Raw genomic sequence first — 22,239 nt, 5'->3', positions numbered from 1 at the left:
TTTGCAAACTTTAAACCACTTATTTATACGATTTATTAACAACTATAACACTTATTTCAGTTAATAAATTAAACAATTTTTAACATATTTTTAGTGGTTTTTGTTATCAAATAGCTGACATTCGTTTTTAAAAGGAATGGTTATTGTTTATCAATCACTAAATCACTAAATTTACATTATCAACACACAAAAATTATGGATGATAATTTTTCACCTAGAGTAAAAGATGTTATAACCTATAGCAAAGAAGAAGCTTTGCGTTTAGGTCATGACTTTATTGGCACTGAACATCTTATGCTTGGCATTTTAAGAGACGGAAATGGCAAAGCCATTAATATTTTAAATAACTTATCAGTCGATTTAGATCATTTACGTCGAAAAGTAGAGATTCTAAGTCCAGCAAGTTCAAATATAGAAAACAATAATGAAAAGAAGAACCTTCACCTGACACGACAAGCGGAACGGGCTTTAAAGACTACTTTTCTTGAAGCAAAAGTGTTTCACAGCACTTCTATTAGTACTGCACATTTGCTTTTATGCATTTTAAGAAATGAAAATGATCCAACAACCAAGCTACTGAATAAATTAAAAATTGATTATGATGTAGCTAAAGAACAATATCTAAATATGACACCAAGCGAAGAAGATTTTATCGATAACTTGCCAAGAAACGAATCTTATAATGAAGATTCAGGACAAGATGACAGTTTAAAAGAAGGAACATTCAACAACCCTGCTAATAAATCAAACAAAAAATCCAAAACTCCAGTTTTAGATAACTTTGGCCGAGATTTAACAGAAATGGCTGAAGAAGGAAAATTAGATCCAGTTGTAGGTCGTGAGAAAGAAATTGAACGAGTTTCTCAGATTTTGAGCCGACGAAAAAAGAACAACCCATTATTAATTGGCGAACCTGGTGTAGGAAAATCAGCAATTGCCGAAGGATTGGCTTTGCGAATTATTCAAAAGAAAGTATCTCGTATATTATTTAATAAACGAGTAGTTACACTTGACTTGGCTAGCCTTGTTGCAGGCACAAAATACCGTGGTCAGTTCGAAGAGCGCATGAAAGCCGTAATGAATGAGTTAGAAAAAAATGATGATATCATACTTTTTATTGACGAAATTCATACCATTGTTGGTGCAGGTGGAGCTACTGGATCACTTGATGCTTCAAATATGTTCAAACCTGCTTTAGCAAGAGGTGAAATCCAATGTATTGGAGCCACAACTCTTGATGAATACCGTCAATATATTGAAAAAGATGGCGCATTAGAGAGACGTTTCCAAAAAGTAATTATTGAGCCAACTTCAATCGAAGAAACAATTACTATTTTGAATAATATAAAAGACAAATACGAAGACCACCATAATGTAACCTATACTCCAGAAGCTATTGAAGCCTGTGTTAAATTGACTGATCGATACATGTCAGAACGTTTTTTACCAGACAAAGCAATAGATGCTTTAGATGAGGCGGGTTCTCGTGTTCACATTACAAATATTGATGTTCCTAAACAAATTTTAGAGTTAGAACGTCAATTGGAAGCGGTTCGTGAATTGAAAAACTCAGTCGTTAAAAAACAAAAATATGAAGAAGCGGCAAAACTGAGAGATGATGAAAAACGCATTGAAAAAGATCTTGCAATAGCTCAAGAACAATGGGAAGAAGATTCTAAAAACAATAGAATTGAAGTTACAGAAGACAATGTTGCCGATGTAGTTTCAATGATTACTGGAATTCCTGTGAATCGTATCGCACAAACTGAAAGTAACAAACTGGCTATTTTACCACAGCTTATTGAAAATAAAGTTGTTGGACAAAAAGAAGCGGTTTTGAAAATTTCACGTGCAATACAAAGAAATCGTGCTGGATTGAAAGATCCTAATCGCCCAATTGGTTCCTTTATTTTCTTAGGTCAAACAGGTGTTGGAAAAACTCAATTGGCAAAAGTTTTGGCAAAAGAATTATTCGATTCTGAAGATGCATTGATTCGTATTGACATGAGTGAATACATGGAAAAATTTGCTATTTCAAGATTAATAGGAGCTCCTCCGGGATACGTTGGTTATGAAGAAGGGGGACAATTAACAGAAAAAGTACGTCGCAAACCCTATTGTGTCGTGCTTTTAGATGAAATTGAAAAAGCGCATCCAGATGTTTTCAACATGATGCTTCAAGTTTTAGACGACGGATATTTAACGGATAGTTTAGGTAGAAAAATTGATTTCAAGAATACTATCATTATAATGACATCCAATGTTGGAGCTCGTCAATTGAAAGATTTTGGTCAAGGTGTTGGTTTTGGAACTGCTGCAAAAGTTGCCCAAGCAGATGATAATTCTAAAAGTATTATCGAAAATGCATTAAAGAAAACATTTGCACCAGAATTCTTAAATAGAATTGATGATGTTATTGTATTTAACACTTTAGAAAAACACGATATAGATTTGATTATCGAAATCGAATTGAAAAAATTATACGATCGAATCAAAGAATTGGGTTATAATTTAAGTCTTTCTGATAAAGCAAAAGCTTTTATTGCCGAAAAAGGTTTCGACAGGCAATTTGGAGCAAGACCGTTAAAAAGAGCTATTCAAAAATATGTTGAAGATGCCCTAGCTGAAGAAATCATCACTTCAAAAATTGCATCGGGAGATGAAATATTTATGGATTTAGATGACATTTCACAAGAACTCACAGTGAATGTTAACAAAGCAGAGAAACCTACTAATTAGTAGGTTTTTTTTTAAGTTACATTTCTTAAATAAATTGTTTATAATTATTTAATATTTAACTTCATTTTTTTCAATATATATTTACGGTTGAATAAATACATATAAATTTCATTTATGTTACAAAATAAAATAGTTTTAGGTAGCGAAGAATGGTGTTCTTTTCCTGAAATTGGAATTCCTACTATTAAAGCACGTGTTGATTCTGGAGCAAAAACTTCTGCTTTACATGCTATTAACATTGCACCATTTATTAAGGATGGAAATAATTGGGTCAAATTTGATATCAATCCAATTCAAAATAATGTCAAAACTGTTATTCATTGTGAAGCTCCTTTAATCGACAAAAGAATTGTAAAAAGTTCCAGTGGATTTAGAGAACAACGCTATGTGATTCAAACTTTATTGGATATTGGACAAGCAAAATGGGCTATTGAAATGACCTTGACCAACCGAGATTCAATGGGTTTCCGAATGTTATTGGGTCGTGAAGCCATGAGTGGAAAGGTTTTGGTAGACCCCGAGCAAAAATATTTATTAGGACAACCTTCATCTGAAAATTTAAAAGAATTATATAAAAATACAGAAAAAGCAAGTTCAGGTCTTCGTATAGGACTATTGGCAAGCAATCCAGAATTGTACAGTAATAAGAGAATTATGGAAGCTGGGGAAATGCGGGGTCACGAAATGCACTTTTTGAATATCAAGGAATGCTATATGAAACTGGATGCAAAAACTCCAGAAATTCATTATCGCGGAGGTATCATCTTAAATCAATTTGATGCCATTATTCCAAGGATTCGTCCAAGCATTACTTTTTATGGTTGCGCTTTGACGAGACAGTTTGAAGCTTTAAATGTTTATTGTTTAAATTCATCAACTGCCATAACCCAATCCAGAGATAAATTATTCTCTTTACAATTGCTTTTGCAAAGTGGTATTGACATTCCAACAACTGGTTTTGCTAACTCTCCTTTAGATACCAATGATTTGATTAAAATGGTTGGAGGTTCGCCGTTAATCGTGAAATTATTGGAGGGAACTCAAGGAAAAGGTGTTGTTTTGGCCGAAACCAAAAAAGCAGCTGAAAGTGTAATAAATGCTTTTAAAAGTTTGAACGCCAATATATTGGTTCAGGAATTTATAAAAGAAGCCAACGGAAAAGATTTACGATTGTTTGTAGTTGATGGAAAAGTAGTCGCTACAATTCAGCGAGAAGCAATGCCAGGAGAATTCAGAGCAAATATTCACCTTGGCGGAACAGCTTCAATAATAAAACCTACTGCCGATGAGAAAAAAATCGCTATCAGAGCAGCTAAAGCAATGGATTTAAAAGTGGCAGGAGTCGATATCATTCGTTCTTCAAAAGGACCTTTATTACTCGAAGTAAACTCCTCTCCAGGATTAGAAGGAATTGAAGGCGCTACCAATAAAGATATAGCTGGAGAAATGATCATTGCTATTGAAAAGAATTTCAAATTGAAATAATATATTTTAACATATAAGTCATATAAGTTTTTGCCTAATTATAATTTAAAACAAGGAAAAACCTATATGACTTTTTTAATTCATTAAAGTCTAAAACTCCTCAATCGTAACGAATTCATAATCACTGAAACGGAACTAAAACTCATCGCAACAGCTGCTATCATTGGCGACAATAAAATTCCGAAAAAAGGATACAACATTCCGGATGCAACTGTAATTCCCAATACATTGTAAATAAAAGCAAAAAACAAGTTTTGTTTGATGTTGCCCATAACCGCATGACTCAATTTTATGGCTTTTACAATTCCTTGTAAGTCTCCCTTTACCAAGGTAATTTTGGCACTTTCAATCGCAACGTCCGTTCCTGTTCCCATTGCAATTCCAATATTGGCTTGCGCCAACGCTGGAGCGTCATTAATCCCATCTCCTGCCATAGCAACAACTTTCCCTTCTGCCTGCATACGTTTGATTGCTGCAAGTTTATCCTCTGGTAAACAATTGGCAATAAAACTGGTTAAATGCAATTTATCTGCTACCGCTTTTGCCGTGTTTTCATTATCACCGGTAATCATTATCACTTCGACACCTTGATTCATCAACTCTTTTATAGCTGCTTCACTTGTTGATTTTATGGCATCGGAAATAGATACAAATCCAACAGCAATTTTATCAATTGAAATATAAGAAACCGTTTTACCTAATTTTTGTTCAGCCACAATTTTAGTTTCCAACTCTTCGGAAACGCTTGCTCCTACTTGCTCCATCAATTTCTTATTTCCTAAAGCAACCTTTTTATCAACAACTGTCCCAATGACTCCTTTACCTGAAATGGCCTCGAAATCTTTTACTTCTATTAATGAAACGTTTTTTGATTTGGCATATTTTACGACGGCTTCCGCCAAAGGATGTTCGCTATATTGATTTAATGATGCGATGGCTTGCAATAATTCCAATTCATTGTCATTTGACGAAAAAACTTTTTCAACCGATGGTTTTCCTTCAGTAATTGTCCCTGTTTTATCTGTAATTAAAACATTGACTTTATTCATATTTTCTAATGCTTCTGCATTTTTTATCAAAACCCCTGATTGAGCCCCTTTACCTACTCCAACCATTACCGACATGGGTGTGGCCAATCCTAAAGCACACGGACAGGCAATAATTAAAACTGCAACAGCATTAATAAATCCATAAACTAGGGCGGGTTCAGGACCAAAGTTCGCCCAAACAATAAATGTTATCACCGAGATAATCACAACTATAGGCACGAAATATTTGGCAATACTATCCGCTAATTTTTGAATTGGTGCTCTAGAACGACTGGCATCATTGACCATTTGTACAATTTGCGAAAGCACCGTTTCAGAACCTATTTTTTCAGCAATCATCACAAATGATTTGTTGCCATTTATAGTTCCTGCAATTACAGTATCATCGACCGTTTTATCTACAGGAATTGGTTCTCCCGAAATCATCGATTCATCTATGGTGCTTTCACCATTGGTAATTTTTCCATCAACAGGAATTTTCTCTCCTGGTTTTACTCGCAACAAATCTCCTTTTTTAATGTCATGAATAGCCATTATTTTATCTTTTCCATCTATGACTATTGTTGCTTCCGTTGGTGCAAGCTGTAATAATGCTTTTATGGCTCCACTTGTCTGACTGTGTGCTTTGGCTTCCATAACTTGTCCCAATAAAACCAAGGTCAATATCACTGCCGTGGCTTCAAAATAAAGCGATACACTGCCGTGTTGCTTGAATTCTTCTGGGAAATATTCCGGAAACAATAAACCCACAATACTGAATAAAAAGGCTATCCCTGTTCCAATTCCGATAAGTGTAAACATGTTTAAATTCCATGTCAAAATGGATTTCCAAGCTCGTATAAAAAATATCCAACCTGCATAAAACACCACAGGAAGAGTCAAGATAAATTGTACCCAATTCCAATTTTGAGTTTCCATTATTTGATGTAAAGGATTGTTTGGAACCATTTCTAGCATTGAAATAATAAAGACAGGCAATGAAAAAGCGATGGCAATTTTCAATTTTCTTAGCAAATCAATATAGGTTTTATTTTCCTCATTGTCAGAAGGTTGCATTGGAACCAAATCCATTCCGCAAATCGGGCAGGAACCTGGACCGTCTTGAACAATCTCAGGATGCATCGGACAAGTATAGCTTGATTTGCTTACCAATAAATCGGGTGCTTTAACTAAATCCATTCCACAAACGGGACAATCGCCTGCTTTGTCATATACTTTTTCGCCTTCGCAAAACATGGGGCAATAATATTTACCTGAAGCGCTACTAGGCAATGAAATCAGTTCGTTATTGGATTTTGTTCCGCAACAGGATTTAGCTACTGGAACATCCTTTGTTCTAGAAATAGTTTCAACAGCATCACTTTCCGATATTACATATTTACCAGCTGCATATAATTCTTTTTGTAATTGGAATATTGGAATGTGTTTATCTGAAATTACAGTGGCAGTTGGAGGATCTAATGTAACCGTAGCTTTTACTCCATCGATAGTGTTTAATGTTTTTTCTACTTTGGAACGACACCCGTCACATGTCATTCCTGAAATTCTGTAAGTATGTATCATTTCTTTGTATTTAATATTACAAATATCGGGAGGAATTGATGTTTTCTATTATACAATTAGGGATATAATTTGTATAATTTACAATTTATCTAAAGCATTTCTACAACCAGATTTTTCGTTTTTAAATTGTGTTGGAGTAAAACCTGTTACTTTTTTAAACTGTTTACTAAGATGCGCTACACTACTATAATTGAGGTCTATTGCAATTTGGCTTATGCTTAATTCATCATAAACGAGTAATTCTTTAGCTTTTTCAATTTTTTGAGCAATAAAATAATGTTCAATTGTTATTCCTTCCACATCTGAAAATAATTTACTCAACGAACTATAATCTTGTGCTAAATTAGCTGATAAATAATTTGATAAATTAACTTTTAATTTATCGTTTTGATAATGTACTAATTCTATAATTCGGTTTTTTATTTGTTCAATAATTTTACTCGATTTGTCTTCTAACAATTCAAATCCAAGAAGTTTTAAATTATAAGCTAATGTTTGTCTTTCATTTTCAATTAAATCACGCGCTATTTCTACTTCACCTAATTTTAATGAAAAAATCGGAAGTTTCAATTGTTCAAATTCTAATTTTACAGCTATTTCACATCGACCACAAACCATATTTTTAATGTAGAGTATCATAATAATATAAAAATTTACTAAATAAACAATAGCTCTATAATGATAATAAAAACTTAGTTAATATCCAGCAAGAAAACATAAATAATTTAAAATAAAATTATGTACATTACTCACCTAACATAGAAAAAAATTAGCTGCTGATTATTAGAGCACTATAAATTATATTGTATAAAACATGTCAGAAAACAATAATTCAATTTCAAATCCAGACAACCTTAATGTGTTCAAACATTTTTTCGACTTATCTCCTGATTTGCTTTGCATTGCTGGATTTGATGGCTATTTTAAAAAAATAAATCCCTCTGTATCTAAACTGTTAGGTTATACAGAAGAGGAATTATTCTCCAAACCTATCAGTGAATTTATTTATAGCGATGATAAAAACATCACTGCTACATTAAGAAGTGAATTAACGAAAAATAGTGTTCTTCAAAATTTTGAAAACCGATATGTGACTAAAAGTGGTGAAATTATTTGGCTAGCATGGACTTCAATGCCTGTATATAAAGAACAATTGATTTATGCAATTGCTAAAAACATAACTCACAAAAAAATTCTCGAAGAAGAGCGTAATATAATTGTCACCAATTTATCTCGAATCAATAATGATCTTAAAAAAATAAGTTATACCAGTTCTCATGATTTAAGAGCTCCAGTAAATAATATGATTTCAATTTTTAGTCTAATCGATACTTCAAAAATTAGTGATCCCGAAACACTTGAATTATTAAAAATGTTAGAATTAACTAGCGAAAATTTAAAAGAAGCTTTAAATGATCATCTGGATGTTTTAATTCAAGAAGATCATTTAAATACGGAATTAGAAGATTTAAATTTCGATAATTCGCTTAATTCAGTGCTGCTTTCTATAAATTCATTGATTCAAAATTCGAATGCATCTATTACTACCGATTTTTCAAAACTTGAAAAAGTGAAGTTTAATAAAACGTATATGGAAAGTCTTTTTCTGAATTTAATTACTAATTCTATTAAATATGCAAAACCTGGGACTTTTCCAAAAATATCAATTTCTTCCAGAATTCAAGACGGAATTAATCAACTAGTAGTTTCAGATAATGGACTTGGGTTTGATATGGATATAGTAAAAGATAAAATTTTTGGTCTGCATCAAAAATTTCATAATCATGTAGACAGTAGGGGAATTGGTTTATATTTAGTACACAATCATGTGACCAGTATAGGTGGTAAAATCACAGTTGAAAGCAAAGTCAATCAAGGCACAACGTTTGTTATCTCTTTCAAAGCTAAATAACTTAAGGAAACTGTTTAGTTAAAATTTATTTTGTAGTAATACTTTTTACGGTTTAATACTGAAAACCAACTCTCCATATTTGGCAGGAGATGCAAAATAATATTGAAAACTGAACCATTATGACTCTTATGTAAATATTCGTTCACACCACAATATTACAAATAAAAGAATCGAAGCAGAGCTTAGAGGAATTAAATCCAAGAGACTAAAACCTTAGGGACAGTCCACCTCCAGCACCAAACCGGTTGTCGTAGCTACCCATAAGTGAAACATTTCTGGACAGAAAATACTCCGCTCCTGCACTCCATACCGTTTCCGAAGTAAAATCTTTACCCATGGGCAGATTATTTACAATCCCTAAATCTAATTGATATTCATAATAGCCAAAAATAGATAGTTTAGGAAATATCATTACACTTCTTCCCAATGCAATTCTTGGTCTTAACTCATTATCGACACGCACATCAAGATTGAATAAATATGGTGTTAAATAACGTATTCCAACCACCGCAGTAGTTTTAAATTGATCTAAATTTTTGCGAGTTTCATTTTCTATATTAACACCTCCAAAAACGCGTAAGTAATCATGTAAATAACGTTCGTAGGTAAACTCTGTTTCTAAATTTTTGTTCCAACCATATTCTAAAGAGGCATTAAATTGATTTCTAATATTTGAAGTAATAAGATTAAAACCTGTTGTATGTGAAGCTGCATCAACCATTCCCCAAGAATACCATTTGTCTGTTTCTGCAATAAGTTTAGAAACTGGAAACTCATCCATTCTTGGGTCTCTAGGCGTATCGTATGAAACAACTCTTGCCATTCCTCCCATCATATGATAAAGGATGTGACAATGAAAAAACCAGTCGCCATACTCATCTCCATTATTACTATAAAATTCTATAGTTAGCTTTTGCATAGGTGGCACATTAACCGTGTGTTTTAATGGAGAGTAATCCCCATTTTTATTGATAACCCTAAAGAAATGACCGTGTAAATGCATGGGATGATGCATCATAGTAAGATTATTAAACGTAATTCGGGTTACTTCTTTACTACTTATTTTAATTTTATCAGCTTCTGATAATGGCACACCATTCATGCTCCAAATGTAGCGATTCATATTCCCTGTAAGATTCAACAATACTTCTTTTACTGGAATGTTTTTGTCATAATTAGTATTCTTTAGAGATTTCAAATAGTCGTAATTATATTCTGAAAATAGATCCATTCCTCCCATATTGCCCGTTTTCATTGTGTCTTTTTGGTCATTCATCTGCATCCCTTTCATTTTGGAACGATTCATTCTCATCTCTTTCATTTCACCCATTCGCATAGAATCTTTTGGTTTACTCATATTCATTTCAGACATCTTTGAATCATCCATATTCATACCTTCCATTTTGGAATCATCCATTTTCATGTCTTTCATTGTATCCATAGTCTTAGCATCTTTTGGTTTACTCATATCCATTCCAGACATTTTATCCATTTGCATCCCATATTCCTCCTTCATCTTAAAGCGCTCGTCTTTTTTGGGTTGAAACTTTAAAGCGTGTGCTCCCATTTTCATATCCATTTTTGCCATTTTTTGCATCATTCCAATTTTATCTGGTCTTGGAATAGTCATTGCAGCTAATACTTTTCCATTCCCAATAAATGCAGATGCAGTTCCTGAACCATCTTGAGCTGTGATTTTAAATTCTATTTTTCCTTCTTTCGGAATAGTAATAATATAATCGTATGTTTCAGCAATGCCTATAAAAGTCTTGTTCTTTTTAACGGGAACTACATCATTACCATCAGCAGAAACTAGTAGTGGTTCTTCTCCTCCGAAAGTCATCCAAAACGACGTGGATGCGCCTCCATCAATGATTCGTAATCGTACTTTATCACCAGCTTTAAATTCTGGATACTCCACGCTTTTTTCTCCATTAATTAAGAAAGCGGGGTAATATACATCTGCTATATCAGCACCATTCATTCGTTGTCTCCAAAAGTTTAACTGTGCTCCAAACGCTCCACGAGCAATAACCTGATTTAATGGTGTAGCAGTTCCTTTTTTGATACTATACCATTCGTTGCCTCGTTTTAAATTGCGAAGGACATTCATTGGTTTTTCGTTCGTCCAATCGGATAACATCAAAACCAATTCTTTATCATAGGTTAAGGTTTGTTTTTTTGGCTTGATAACAATTGAACCAAACACGCCACTTTGTTCTTGCAACATGGTGTGTGAGTGATACCAATAGGTTCCAGACTGTTTAATGGGGAATTCATATTTTTGCGTATGTCCAGGTTCGATAGGGGGTGTTGTTAGATAAGGAACGCCATCATAGAAATTGGGCAATAACAAACCGTGCCAATGCACCGATGTTTCTTTACTCATTTCATTTTTCACGTAAATAATTGCATATTCACCTTCTGTAAATTCTAAAGTGGGTCCTGGAATTGTACCATTAACAGTCATCCCTTTTATTTGTTTACCTGCTTTGTTAACCAATTCTTCCTTAATAGTTAAGGTATATTCATGGACAGGTAAATTATCAATATTTAACTCCACAGCCTGTCCAAAAACGGAACTCAATGGGATTAGTAATACGATTATTATATGTTTGATATTTTTCATATTTTTCAATCTTATTTTCTGTATTATTTGAAATTCTAATAGGACACTTCCTATATGACATCTTTTGTAAGTCGCTACTATTTAAACTATAACTTTATTATTTATCTTTTGAAACTTAAAAATTGATCAAGCATCCCTTTTTCTGTCATCAATTTTTTAGAAGAACTATCGCTCATCATGGTAGAATCGTTTTCCATCATTACTGAATCGATTGTAATTACTTCATTAGTTTTTTGATTGCATAAAACTGTTATGAACTTATTAATAGGAGATAAATTACTAGGGCATAATAGTACAAAAGATTTACATTTAAAATGTTACAGAATTATTTTGTTTAATTGTAAAATTTACATTCTTATCACAATCCTATTGTTCTTTTTACCTAATAGAATAGTTTAAATACCATAAACTTGACTATCATTTTGCACCGACTATAAATCATGTTTTTTATATAAAATTTCAATAGTTTTTTGGAATATACTACATTTTCATACCTGCCATAGGATCACTTCCTTTTCTGAAAATATATTCGCTATTTATACCGTATGCACCGGAAATCACCACTTTTGTTGAAGGATCGATTTCTGATTTAATTTCGATCATTCCATTGCTTTCTACTCCAGTTTCAACCATAAGATTCTCATAAACACCCGGTCTTTTTTCTATCCAAATATAGGATGCTTTCTCTTCCCTAATAACGGCATCTGAAGGGATAAACAAACCTTTTATATTAGGTTGAGATAATTGAGCTATGGCTTGCATTCCAGGTTTTAATTGCAAATTGGGATTGGGAATATTCATTCTTATTAACAGTAATCGACTATCTGCATTAATTTCAGGATTGATAAATGTAACTTTAGTATTTATTGTTTTATCTGGAAAATCGGTAAAAGTAATTTTTGCATTCTGACCTATTTTAAGATTTTTTGCATAGGTAATGTTTACTTGTGTTTCGAGCCAAAGGGTATTCAAATTGGATACCTTAATTACCGCTGAACCTTCCATAACATAATTGCCTTCGGTAGCCAATATTTCTGAAATTGTACCACTAGCAGAACTGTAAAAAATGGTGTACGGAGAAACTTTGTTAGCCGTTTTTATACTTTCAATTTGTACATTGGATAAACCAAAATACAACAATTTTTGTTTAGCTGATTGGAGCATAGTTTGGGCATTTCTCCCAAATTCTCCCGGCATCGAAAGTTGTTTGTAAGCTGTAAAATAATCCTGTTTGGCAATGGCTAAATCTTCGCTATACAACTCATAAATGGCTTGGTTTTTAGTTACATATTCCCCAATAGTTTTCAAATATAATTTTTCGATTCGCCCCATAGCTCTTGATGAAACTGTTTTGACATTTTCTTGATTTAATGTTAAAACTCCTGTATACTTTTGTTCTACGCTATTTTGAGTTTCTGAAATAGTTTGGGTAATAATGTTGCCCAGCTGAATCTGCTGTTTGCTTAATGTAATTTCATTAGAAGCAGAACTATCCGTTTTCGTTTGATTATTGGTTTCTTCTTTTTTTGTATTACACCCTGTAAATAAAGTCAACAATATCATTAGAGTTCCTTTCCATATTAAATTTTTCATCTTTATTTTGTTTTAATAAAGCTTTCGCTATCCATTAAATAGTGTGCTTTTTGTGCTATTTTATCTTTAATAGTAATTCCATCAAGAACTTGAACAAAATCATCCATTTCGATTCCTGTTTTTATAGAAATGGCTTCAAAACCTCCATCGACTTTCAAAAAAACTATTTTTTTGTCTCCAATACTCACATACGATTCTTTAGACAACCAAATTCCATTTAAAAAATTGGTTTTAACCTTACCTTCCAATCGCAATCCAATAGGTAATTTCAATACAGAATTGTTTAAATAAACACGAATTCTATTGGTTTTATCGATTGCATTTAATTGAGTTTCGACAAAATTTATTTTAGCATTAAACGAATTATTTCCGTCCAATTCCGTGGTAATACTGATGGATTGATTCAATTTAATTAAACTATTGTCTCCTTGGTTGATATTAAAAATCCCCCAAACTTTATCTGTGTTCACTAATTTGAAAACGACTTGGCTTTTTTTGATATAATCACCTTCTTTAACCGATAAAACTTCAGTAGATGTTCTTTCCATTGGCGAATTAGATGTGCTAGTCATACTTTGGGTTCCGTCAATAATTCCTGAGGCTGGACTATAAATCGTTATTTGAGGTTTTACAGTTTTAGTTGAAACCAGAGCGTTAATTTGATTTTGGGTCATTCCATAAAGCAATAACTTTTGTTTTGATGCTTTTATAATGGATTTATTTTCAGAATCATTTGTAATTAAATAGATAAAATTTTGCTGTTCAGTTAATAATTCTGGGCTGTACAAATCGAATAATTTTTGTCCTTTAGCTACTTTTTGAAATTTAAAATTTACATACATTTTCTCTATTCTACCACTTATCCAAGCTGCAATATTTACAGCAGAATTAGGGTCGTATTCCACAACACCTGGCAAATTTATTTCATTGCTAATTGCAGTGTCTTTTGCCGTTGTGGTTGGATAATTTCCAACAATAAAATTATCGGTTGGTTTTAATACATTATCAATAGAATGATTGTCTACCGTTTGATCTTCCGTTGCTTTTTTTACCAAATTCATTCCGCAAATAGGACAACTTCCTGGTTTATCTCTAATTATTTGAGGATGCATCGAACATGTATATATCTCGTTTTTATGATCCATTTCAGAATGATTGTTCGATTTTACGGCAAACAAATAGATTGTAATTCCAATTATGGAAATGATTATAAAAACCAAACTATACTTTATATATTTGTTCATAATTACTTGATTTCTAATTGTTTTTCAATTTCTACTTGGACTGCTAATACACTTTTCAATTTATCTAAAGCGTCAATTTGAGCCATATTTAATGCTTCCCAAGCATCGAGAGTTACAAATAAATCTCCAGTGTTGTTTTGCCAAGCCAATACCGCCGTGTCATAATTTCTTTTTAAAGCTGGAATGATGCTTTTTTGAGCAATATCGTACTGCTTTTTTAGGTTGATTAGTTCTGTATTCATTCCAGAAAGCATTCCAGTTGCCTCATTCATAATCATCTGTTTTTGCCAGTTTAAGTTTTCATTTTTAATTTTAAAACTTTCAATATTTGCCTTATTCATTTTGTTAGACCAAGGCATTGGAATAGTAACCATTCCCATCAAAGTAAATTGTTTAGGCTGATTACCAAATGGTATCATGTGATCGTATTTGACTCCAAATTCAGGCAATAATTTAGTTTTTTCAACTTCAATTTTGAGTTGGTTTATTTCCATTGTTTTTTCAATGGCTTTTACATCGCTTCGGTTTTGAGAGAGAGAACTCGTATCTATAACTTGGCTATTAAAATCCTTTAATTGATATTCTTCGCCAATTTCAAACAAAGTGTTTTTGTCTCTTGCCATCAAGGTGTTGAGCATAATTCGTTTTTGAGCAATTTCATTTTTCAACATTACAATCATACTTTCTGTAGCAGCATATTGTGATTTCGCCTTGTAATAAGTAGATAATTTATCCATATTATATTGATAGCGAATCTCCATACTTTTTATCATATAGCTCAAAAGCAACAAATTATCATCGGCAATTTTTATTTTTTTATTCAAAACTAACCATTGGTAATAATTGTTTTTTGCCAATGCATTCAATTGATTAATAGTATAATTTTTATTTTCCTTTTCGACCCCAGACATGGCATTCATGAGATTAAAATCGGCTTTTAGTTTGGAAGCATTAGGAATCATTTGTGTAACACCCAACATATACATTCCCATTCCTGCGAAATCACCATCGGCTTTCCACATTTTAGTATTATAAGGTGTCATAAAAAAACCCGTTTCCACTTGGGGTGGCATCCAACTTTTGGCTCCTTTTGCTGCCGCATCCATACTTTGAATATTGGCTTCATACATTTTTAACTGCGGGTTATTCGTTTTGATTTGATTCAAAACGGCATCCAACGAAAGTGTTTGAGCATTACTATTTGTAAAACTTAAAATCAAACAACTTATAACGATATAAAATTTAATGTTTTGCATCTATAATTTCAATTTTACCTTTTGTTCTTAATTCACGAAGTTTTGACATTTCGAAAACAACAGGAGTTACTAATAATACATAAATTGTTGAAGTGATAGTTCCGCCAATTAAAGGAACTGTAATGGGTAACATCACATCTGATCCTGTTCCTGTTGCCCATAAAATAGGAACTAAACCAAACAGCGCCACCGAAACGGTCATCAATTTTGGTCGTAATCTTTTGGCTGAACCTTCAATTATGTATTCTCTTAAAATTTCTTCAGTGATCGTTTCAGCACTATTGCCGTGTTTGGCTACCATTTTATTCATCGCATCATTCAGATAAATGGTAATTAACATGGCCGTTTCGACCGCCAAACCAAACAAGGCGATAAAACCCACAGCCACCGCCACTGATAAATTAATACCATAAAAATAAACCATAAATATCCCACCAATCAAGGCAAATGGAACAGTTATCATGGTGATTATGGCTTCTTTCATTGAGTTATAGGTAAAGAATAAAATGATGAAAATTAATACAACAACAAGTGGCAAAATCATAGCCAATGTTTTGTTGGCTCGAATTTGGTTTTCCCATTGTCCACTCCATTCCACATAATACCCTTTTGGCATCTTTTTCATCATGGCATCTAGTTTTTGCTGAGCATCTTTTACGGTACTTCCTAAATCTCGATCACGAACATTAAACAAAACACTACCACGAAGCATGGCATTCTCACTATTTATCATTGGTGGTCCATCACTTATTTTTACATCTGCAACAGTTTCTAACGGAATTGGTCCAAATTGCATCGTTTGAACTTGCAGTTTTTTTAAGGCTTCAATACTATTTCGATATTCTTGAGCATACCGGGCATTGACAGAAAAACGTTGTCTTCCCTCGATAGTTGTGGTTAATTTCATCCCTCCAATAGATGCTTCAACCACATTGTTAATGTCGTCAACCGTCAATCCATATCTTCCGATAACTTCTCTTTTTGCTTGAATATCGATATATTTACCTCCAGTAATAGGCTCAGCATATAAATCTTTTACACCAGCAGTTCCTTCAAGTGCATTCTTAATTTTTTGAGATAATACATTAATAGTATCTAAACTGGCACCGTAGATTTTAATTCCCACATCGGTTCTAATTCCTGTTGAAAGCATATTAATTCGGTTGATAATCGGTTGTGTAAAACCATTGGTAACCCCTGGAATCTGTAGTTTATTATTGATTTCATTGATAATATCGGCTTTCTTTATATCTGCTCGCCATTCATTCTTAGGTTTAAGTAAAATGATAGTTTCAATCATGCTGATCGGGCTATTATCAGTTGCAGTATTTGCTCTTCCCGCTTTTCCTAATACGTGTGCTACTTCTGGAATTGATTTGATTAATTTGTCCTGAACTTGCAAAATTCGTTTTACTTCAGAATTCGATACATCGGGCAAGGTCACTGGCATAAATAATACTGAACCTTCGTCTAATGGAGGCATAAATTCGGAACCTAATTGAGTATACATTAATCCACCAATCAACAGTGCTATAATATTGATTGCTAATAAAGTTTTTCTCCATTTTAAACATAGAGTTAAAATTGGTGTATAAATACTCTCTAATTTACGGTTAATGGGATTTTTGTTTTCAGGTTTCAGTTTCCCTTTCATTAAAAAACTAATTAAAACTGGTGTAAGAGAGATAGCAAAAAAAGCATCAACAATAAGTATGAGCGATTTTGTCCAAGCCAATGGGCTAAATAACTTTCCTTCCATCCCTGTAAGAAGAAAAACTGGTAAAAAGGACACAATAATTACAAGAGTGGAATAAAAAACACCCGGTCCAACTAGATGTGACGATTCTTCTATAATTTTAAGTCTTTCTTCTTTAGATAATGGATCGTGTTCTTTTTTGAATAATTTTATAAATCTATTTTTCATTACAAATTTTATTGTTGATTATTATCCAATTCTTCTTGTCTGACCGAAATTGTTCGATAGGAATTTTCGACCATTACAATTCCATCATCGACAATAACACCAATCGCCAAAGCAATTCCAGTAAGCGACATAATATTAGATGAAATACCAAAAGCTTGAAGCAAAATAAAACTCACCGCTATAGAAATGGGGATTTGTATTAAGATTACCAACGCACTTCGCCAATGAAAAAGAAAAATCAACACGATTAAAGAAACGGCTATCATTTCTTCGATTAATGTACCTTTTACCGATTCAATGGCTTTTTCGATTAATACGCTTCTGTCATAGGAAGTTTTGAAAGTGACGCCTTCAGGCAACCCTTTTTCGACTTCTTTCATTTTTAGTTTAACCGCATTAATTACTTTATCGGCATTTTCGCCGTAGCGCATTACTACAATACCTCCAACCACTTCCCCATTACCATTTTCATCAAAAATACCCAGTCTTAAATCACCACCCATTTGGATGGAACCAATATCTTTTACTTTTACAGGAACGGAATTGAAGTTTTTAATGGCGATTTCTTCAACATCTTTTATGTTTTTAATATAGCCCAATCCTCTTATAATATAAGCCATATTACTCATTTCAAATTTTCGACCTCCAACATCGTTATTACTGGCCTTAACGGCATTCATCACATCCATTATGTTGACATTATAATATTGCATTTTTAAAGGATCAAGAACCAATTGGTATTGTTTTTCAAAGCCACCAAAAGAGGCAACTTCGGCAACTCCTGGAACGGTTTGCAAAGCAAATTTCACGTACCAATCTTGAATAGCGCGTTGCTCTCCTAAGTCCATTCCCTTAGCATCTAAATGATACCAAAAAACATGTCCAACTCCCGTTCCATCAGGCCCCAAAGTAGGAACCACATTTTGAGGCAATAAGCGTTGGGCATAATTTAGTCGTTCTAAAACACGCGTTCTTGCCCAATAAGGATCCACATTTTCATCGAAAATAATATAAACAAAGCTCATCCCAAACATAGAAGCTGCCCGAATATTTTTGATTTTAGGAATACCTTGTAAGTTTGAAACCAAAGGATAGGTTACTTGATCTTCCATTACTTGTGGACTTCTTCCCATCCATTCCGTGAATACAATAACTTGATTTTCAGATAAATCAGGAATGGCATCTATCGGGTTTTGTTGTACACTATAAATTCCCCAAGCAAAAAGGCAAGCCGATACAAGCAAAACAACCGCTCGGTTTCTTAGTGAAAATGAGATTAATTTTTTAACCATAATAATTTGAATAAAATCCTATTCAGAGTAATCCCTGAATAGGACTTGAATTATTTAACTTCTTCAGTTAATTTCATTCCGCATTTAGAACATTTGTCATTCAGTTTTCCCTGAACTTCAGGATGCATCGGACAAGCATACAATTTTGTGTTTTCATCCATCATTTTCGAATCATGATGCATTGTTGTATCATTATGCATCATTGTTGTGTCATTTTCCATCATTGTGTTGTTTAAAGGTTCGTCTTGTTTATTTTTTTGGTTACATGAAACCATTACGAATGCCACTACGAATAGGGCTAAAATTGATTTTTTCATTTTACAAATTATTAAATTATTACTATTGGTATTCTTTTTTATAAAGGTCATTTTTTGTTGTTTAACTGATGGTTAATAATTCAAATTTAGGCCAAATCCTATCCCCATATCACTGTCATAATGTGTAGTAAGTCCTATATTTTTACCCACTATATATTTGAATCCTGCCATATATTCTTTATCGGTATTCACCATAAAGGCCATTCGCAATCGTTTCGTAACCGGAATATCTTCTCGCATTAATTGTAAACGAACATTTCCATCATGAAAAACCTCAGCTTGCGCCACTACTAATAATGGCAAGGTATAATTAACCCCTAAACTAACTTGAAGGCGTTTGTCTTTGGTACTGGTTTGACCAAATAAATTTTCTTCAATAACACCATGGTCTAATTTTCGATAACGCGCATCAAAACCTATAAAAGGCATCAACCACTGATTTTTTCCAATATACCTTCCGATATGAGTTTCGGATTCGTAACCATGATGGTCACTATAACCCAATCTCCATTCGGTTCCAAAACTCCATCTCGTATTTTGCAACATTGCTTTTCCATCATTTCCATTGGTAGCAAAATCATTTTCTGCCATTAAATGCAGTTGATTGCTTTCGGCTTGTAATTTCTTGTATGCCTTTTCTTTGTTTGGCAAAAGTGGATTTGGTGCTGAATTTTCATAACTAAATACCCTATTCATTCCCGCCATCATATGGTATAAAATATGACAATGAAAAAACCAATCTCCATCAGCATTTGCTGCAAATTCGATGACATCCGTTTCCATTGGCATAATATCCAATACATTTTTAAGTGGCGCATACTCTCCTTGTCCATTCAACACCCTAAAATCATGACCGTGCAAATGCATCGGATGACGCATCATGGAATTGTTGTATAACGTAATCCGAACATTTTCTCCTTTTTTAATTAAGATTTTATCGGTTTCAGATAGGACAACATTATCCATACTCCAAACATAACGGTTCATATTTCCGGTCAATTCAAAACGCAATTCATGCACTGGAGCGTCCTTTGGCAACGTTGTTTTTGTTGGGGATTTTAACATCGAATAATTCAAGGTTACAATATCTGAACTTTTCATTCCCATATCATGACCTGAATGATCCATTTCACCATTCTTAGTCATTTTACCAGATTTCATATCCATTTTAGAGTGATCCATTTGATCTGATTTCATATCCATTTTAGAATGGTCCATTTCACTAGTCATTTTCATTTTTGAATGATCCATATTTGAACTTTTAGAAAGTTCCGGATACATAACGGAATTCATGTCCATTTTTTGCAGACTCATTTCCATCCCCATATCATTCATTGTACCATCTATATTCATCATGTTATTCATCATTTTCATCCCTTCAAAGTATTTTAATTTTGGCAAAGGATTCGCTGCTTTTTTGATGCCTTCTCCAATATAAATTGAAGCAGATTTGGTCCTATCTTCTGGAGTAGCTAAAAATGCATATGATGTGTTTTTTTCAGGAATAGTTATAATAACATCATATGTTTCAGAAACCCCAATTATCAATCTGTCAACGACAACAGGCTCAACATCGTTTCCATCATTAGCAACGACGGTCATTTTTCCACCTGCATATGTTAGCCAAAAATAGGAAGAAGCTCCTCCATTTGAAATTCTCAACCGGACTTTATCACCCGCTTTAAATTGCGACAATTGACTTTCATTTACCCCATTTATCAAGAATTTATCATAGTAAACATCACTTACATCCATGGCCAACATTCGTTTCCATTCGTTTGTTAATTTGGTTTTAAAATGACCTGCTTTAATTGCTTCAGCATAACTTTGGGTTGTCCCTTTTTTGATAGCAAACCAATCAGAAGCATTAAGCAACATCCGATGTACATTTTCAGGTTTATAATCGGTCCATTCGCTTAAAATAACTGGAACTTGTGGTATATCATCGATCCCTTTTCTAAAGGATTCGTCTTCATTTCTTTTCTTTAAGATCAATGAACCATACATTCCTATTTGTTCCTGCAAACCACTATGACTATGGTACCAATGAGTTCCGTTTTGAATTATTGGAAAAGTATATAAATGAGTTGTTCCTGGCTTGATAGGCAGTTGTGTTAAAAAAGGAACTCCATCCTCTTTATTGGGTAAATACAATCCGTGCCAATGTAATGAAGTGCCCTCTTTTAATTCGTTATGTACATAAATTTCGGCTGTATCTCCTTCTGTAAAAGTCAAAGTTGGCATATGGATTTGTCCGTTTACTGCAATGGCCCGTTTTGGTTTGTTACCAATAGTTACCACTGTGTCCCGAACATATAAGTCGTAACGTACCGTTTTTGGTATTGTTTTAGAAAACACTTTCTTCTCCACTACTGCTTTTTCTTTTGGCAAATCAGCTGATTTTATCGGTTGTCTACTAGTATTTTCAACCTCTTTTTTTACTTCAATAGGAGCTTTATAAATAGTTTTTTTAACTGCTTCCTTGGTTGTTTTCTTTCCTTTTTCTTTTATCAAAGTCATACCGCATTTAGGACAATTCCCAGGTTCGGTGGCATGAATTTCAGGGTGCATGACACAAGTGTAGGTTGTGGATTCTACCTTTCGAGTATCCTGTTTTTTATTCATGACCATCCCTTTCATTTCCTGTGAATGTGCAAAGTTGTTCATTGCGAGAATGAATATTACTACTATTATTTTTTTTATTTTATTCATTTAAAATTGTTTTTTGAATCCTAATTCAGTACTAATTTTATATTGTTTAAAGAATTGTATTAAGTTATTCATTCACTTTGACTGAATTGACCCAATTGATAACTTCTTCTTTTTGAGTAGATGTTAGTATTGCATTTCTATGAATTAAGGTATAGGAACTTAAAGGCATTTCGCTAGATTTTATTTGTTTTACAATTCTATCCAATTTAGTAAGCTGCTTTCTTGAGGAGTAATTTCCATATTCATCAAAATTCAAATTATTTTTACCTTTATTAATATGACTTTCCATAAAAAACCTAGTAGGCTGTAGATAGGAATACCAAGGATAATTAGTGTTATTGCTATGACAATCATAACAAGAAGTTCGCAAAATTGTTTCTATGTTTTTTGGAACTTGATACACTTTTGTGAAATTTGCCGTATTTACCTGCTCATAACTTTGGTTACGAGCAGGTTGATACAATTGCATCAACAAAAAAATAATTAACCCAACATAAAGTACCTTTTTGATGCCTTTTTTCATT

Annotated in this window: 14 protein-coding genes; 3 read left to right on the top strand and 11 right to left on the bottom strand. The window is 33.1% G+C overall.

What is annotated here, in order from left to right; translation table 11 throughout:
• Positions 1–195: 195 nt before the first annotated feature.
• Together E0F76_RS10670 and rimK are read left to right on the top strand one after the other, a co-directional pair.
• A complete protein-coding gene (locus E0F76_RS10670) occupies positions 196–2,739 on the top strand; it encodes an ATP-dependent Clp protease ATP-binding subunit (RefSeq protein WP_132005411.1) in 2,544 nt (847 codons plus the stop codon).
• 114 nt (positions 2,740–2,853) lie between these two features.
• Positions 2,854–4,224 (top strand): 30S ribosomal protein S6--L-glutamate ligase, encoded by a 1,371-nt coding sequence (gene rimK, locus E0F76_RS10665; RefSeq protein ID WP_132005408.1) that lies wholly within the window; start codon positions 2,854–2,856, stop codon positions 4,222–4,224.
• An 83-nt stretch (positions 4,225–4,307) separates the two neighbouring features.
• On the opposite strand, the gene E0F76_RS10660 is transcribed toward rimK, so the two are convergent.
• Both E0F76_RS10660 and E0F76_RS10655 read right to left on the bottom strand, forming a co-directional pair.
• Entirely contained in the window at positions 4,308–6,836 is a 2,529-nt protein-coding gene (locus tag E0F76_RS10660) for a heavy metal translocating P-type ATPase (RefSeq protein ID WP_132005405.1), read from the bottom strand.
• A 78-nt stretch (positions 6,837–6,914) separates the two neighbouring features.
• Positions 6,915–7,475 carry a helix-turn-helix domain-containing protein gene (locus E0F76_RS10655; protein WP_132005402.1) on the bottom strand — a complete coding sequence of 187 codons (561 nt, stop codon included), beginning with the start codon at positions 7,473–7,475 and terminating at the stop codon, positions 6,915–6,917.
• 175 nt (positions 7,476–7,650) lie between these two features.
• Here E0F76_RS10655 and E0F76_RS10650 point away from each other — a divergent pair, with 175 nt between their 5' ends.
• Positions 7,651–8,748 (top strand): PAS domain-containing sensor histidine kinase, encoded by a 1,098-nt coding sequence (locus E0F76_RS10650; protein WP_132005399.1) that lies wholly within the window; start codon positions 7,651–7,653, stop codon positions 8,746–8,748.
• Positions 8,749–8,953: 205 nt separating this feature from the next.
• Here E0F76_RS10650 and E0F76_RS10645 read toward each other — a convergent pair whose 3' ends face one another.
• From E0F76_RS10645 to E0F76_RS10605, 9 genes are all read right to left on the bottom strand, one after another.
• Entirely contained in the window at positions 8,954–11,377 is a 2,424-nt protein-coding gene (locus E0F76_RS10645; protein WP_132005396.1) for a multicopper oxidase domain-containing protein, read from the bottom strand.
• A 480-nt stretch (positions 11,378–11,857) separates the two neighbouring features.
• Complete coding sequence (locus E0F76_RS10640) at positions 11,858–12,970, bottom strand: efflux RND transporter periplasmic adaptor subunit (RefSeq protein ID WP_132005393.1); 1,113 nt, start codon at positions 12,968–12,970, stop codon at positions 11,858–11,860.
• Positions 12,971–12,972: 2 nt separating this feature from the next.
• On the bottom strand, positions 12,973–14,214 hold the full coding sequence (locus E0F76_RS10635; protein ID WP_132005390.1) for an efflux RND transporter periplasmic adaptor subunit: 1,242 nt from the start codon (positions 14,212–14,214) through the stop codon (positions 12,973–12,975).
• Positions 14,215–14,216: 2 nt separating this feature from the next.
• Complete coding sequence (locus E0F76_RS10630; protein ID WP_132005388.1) at positions 14,217–15,470, bottom strand: TolC family protein; 1,254 nt, start codon at positions 15,468–15,470, stop codon at positions 14,217–14,219.
• Positions 15,457–17,394, bottom strand: a complete 1,938-nt coding sequence (locus E0F76_RS19875; protein WP_132005385.1) for an efflux RND transporter permease subunit — start codon at positions 17,392–17,394, stop codon at positions 15,457–15,459. The genes E0F76_RS10630 and E0F76_RS19875 overlap by 14 nt, the downstream gene beginning before the upstream one ends.
• 8 nt (positions 17,395–17,402) lie before the next feature.
• Complete coding sequence (locus tag E0F76_RS19870) at positions 17,403–18,686, bottom strand: efflux RND transporter permease subunit (RefSeq protein ID WP_132005382.1); 1,284 nt, start codon at positions 18,684–18,686, stop codon at positions 17,403–17,405.
• 50 nt (positions 18,687–18,736) lie between these two features.
• Entirely contained in the window at positions 18,737–19,003 is a 267-nt protein-coding gene (locus E0F76_RS10615) for a heavy metal-binding domain-containing protein (RefSeq protein WP_132005379.1), read from the bottom strand.
• 72 nt (positions 19,004–19,075) lie between these two features.
• Positions 19,076–21,715 (bottom strand): multicopper oxidase domain-containing protein, encoded by a 2,640-nt coding sequence (locus tag E0F76_RS10610; protein ID WP_246022039.1) that lies wholly within the window; start codon positions 21,713–21,715, stop codon positions 19,076–19,078.
• A gap of 64 nt (positions 21,716–21,779) precedes the next feature.
• Positions 21,780–22,238 (bottom strand): heme-binding domain-containing protein, encoded by a 459-nt coding sequence (locus E0F76_RS10605; protein WP_132005376.1) that lies wholly within the window; start codon positions 22,236–22,238, stop codon positions 21,780–21,782.
• Between the last annotated feature and the right edge of the window lies 1 nt (position 22,239).

Source organism: Flavobacterium cellulosilyticum (genome assembly GCF_004349355.1).
Classification (GTDB): domain Bacteria; phylum Bacteroidota; class Bacteroidia; order Flavobacteriales; family Flavobacteriaceae; genus Flavobacterium; species Flavobacterium cellulosilyticum.
This window is presented reverse-complemented; position numbering and strand designations above follow the sequence as displayed.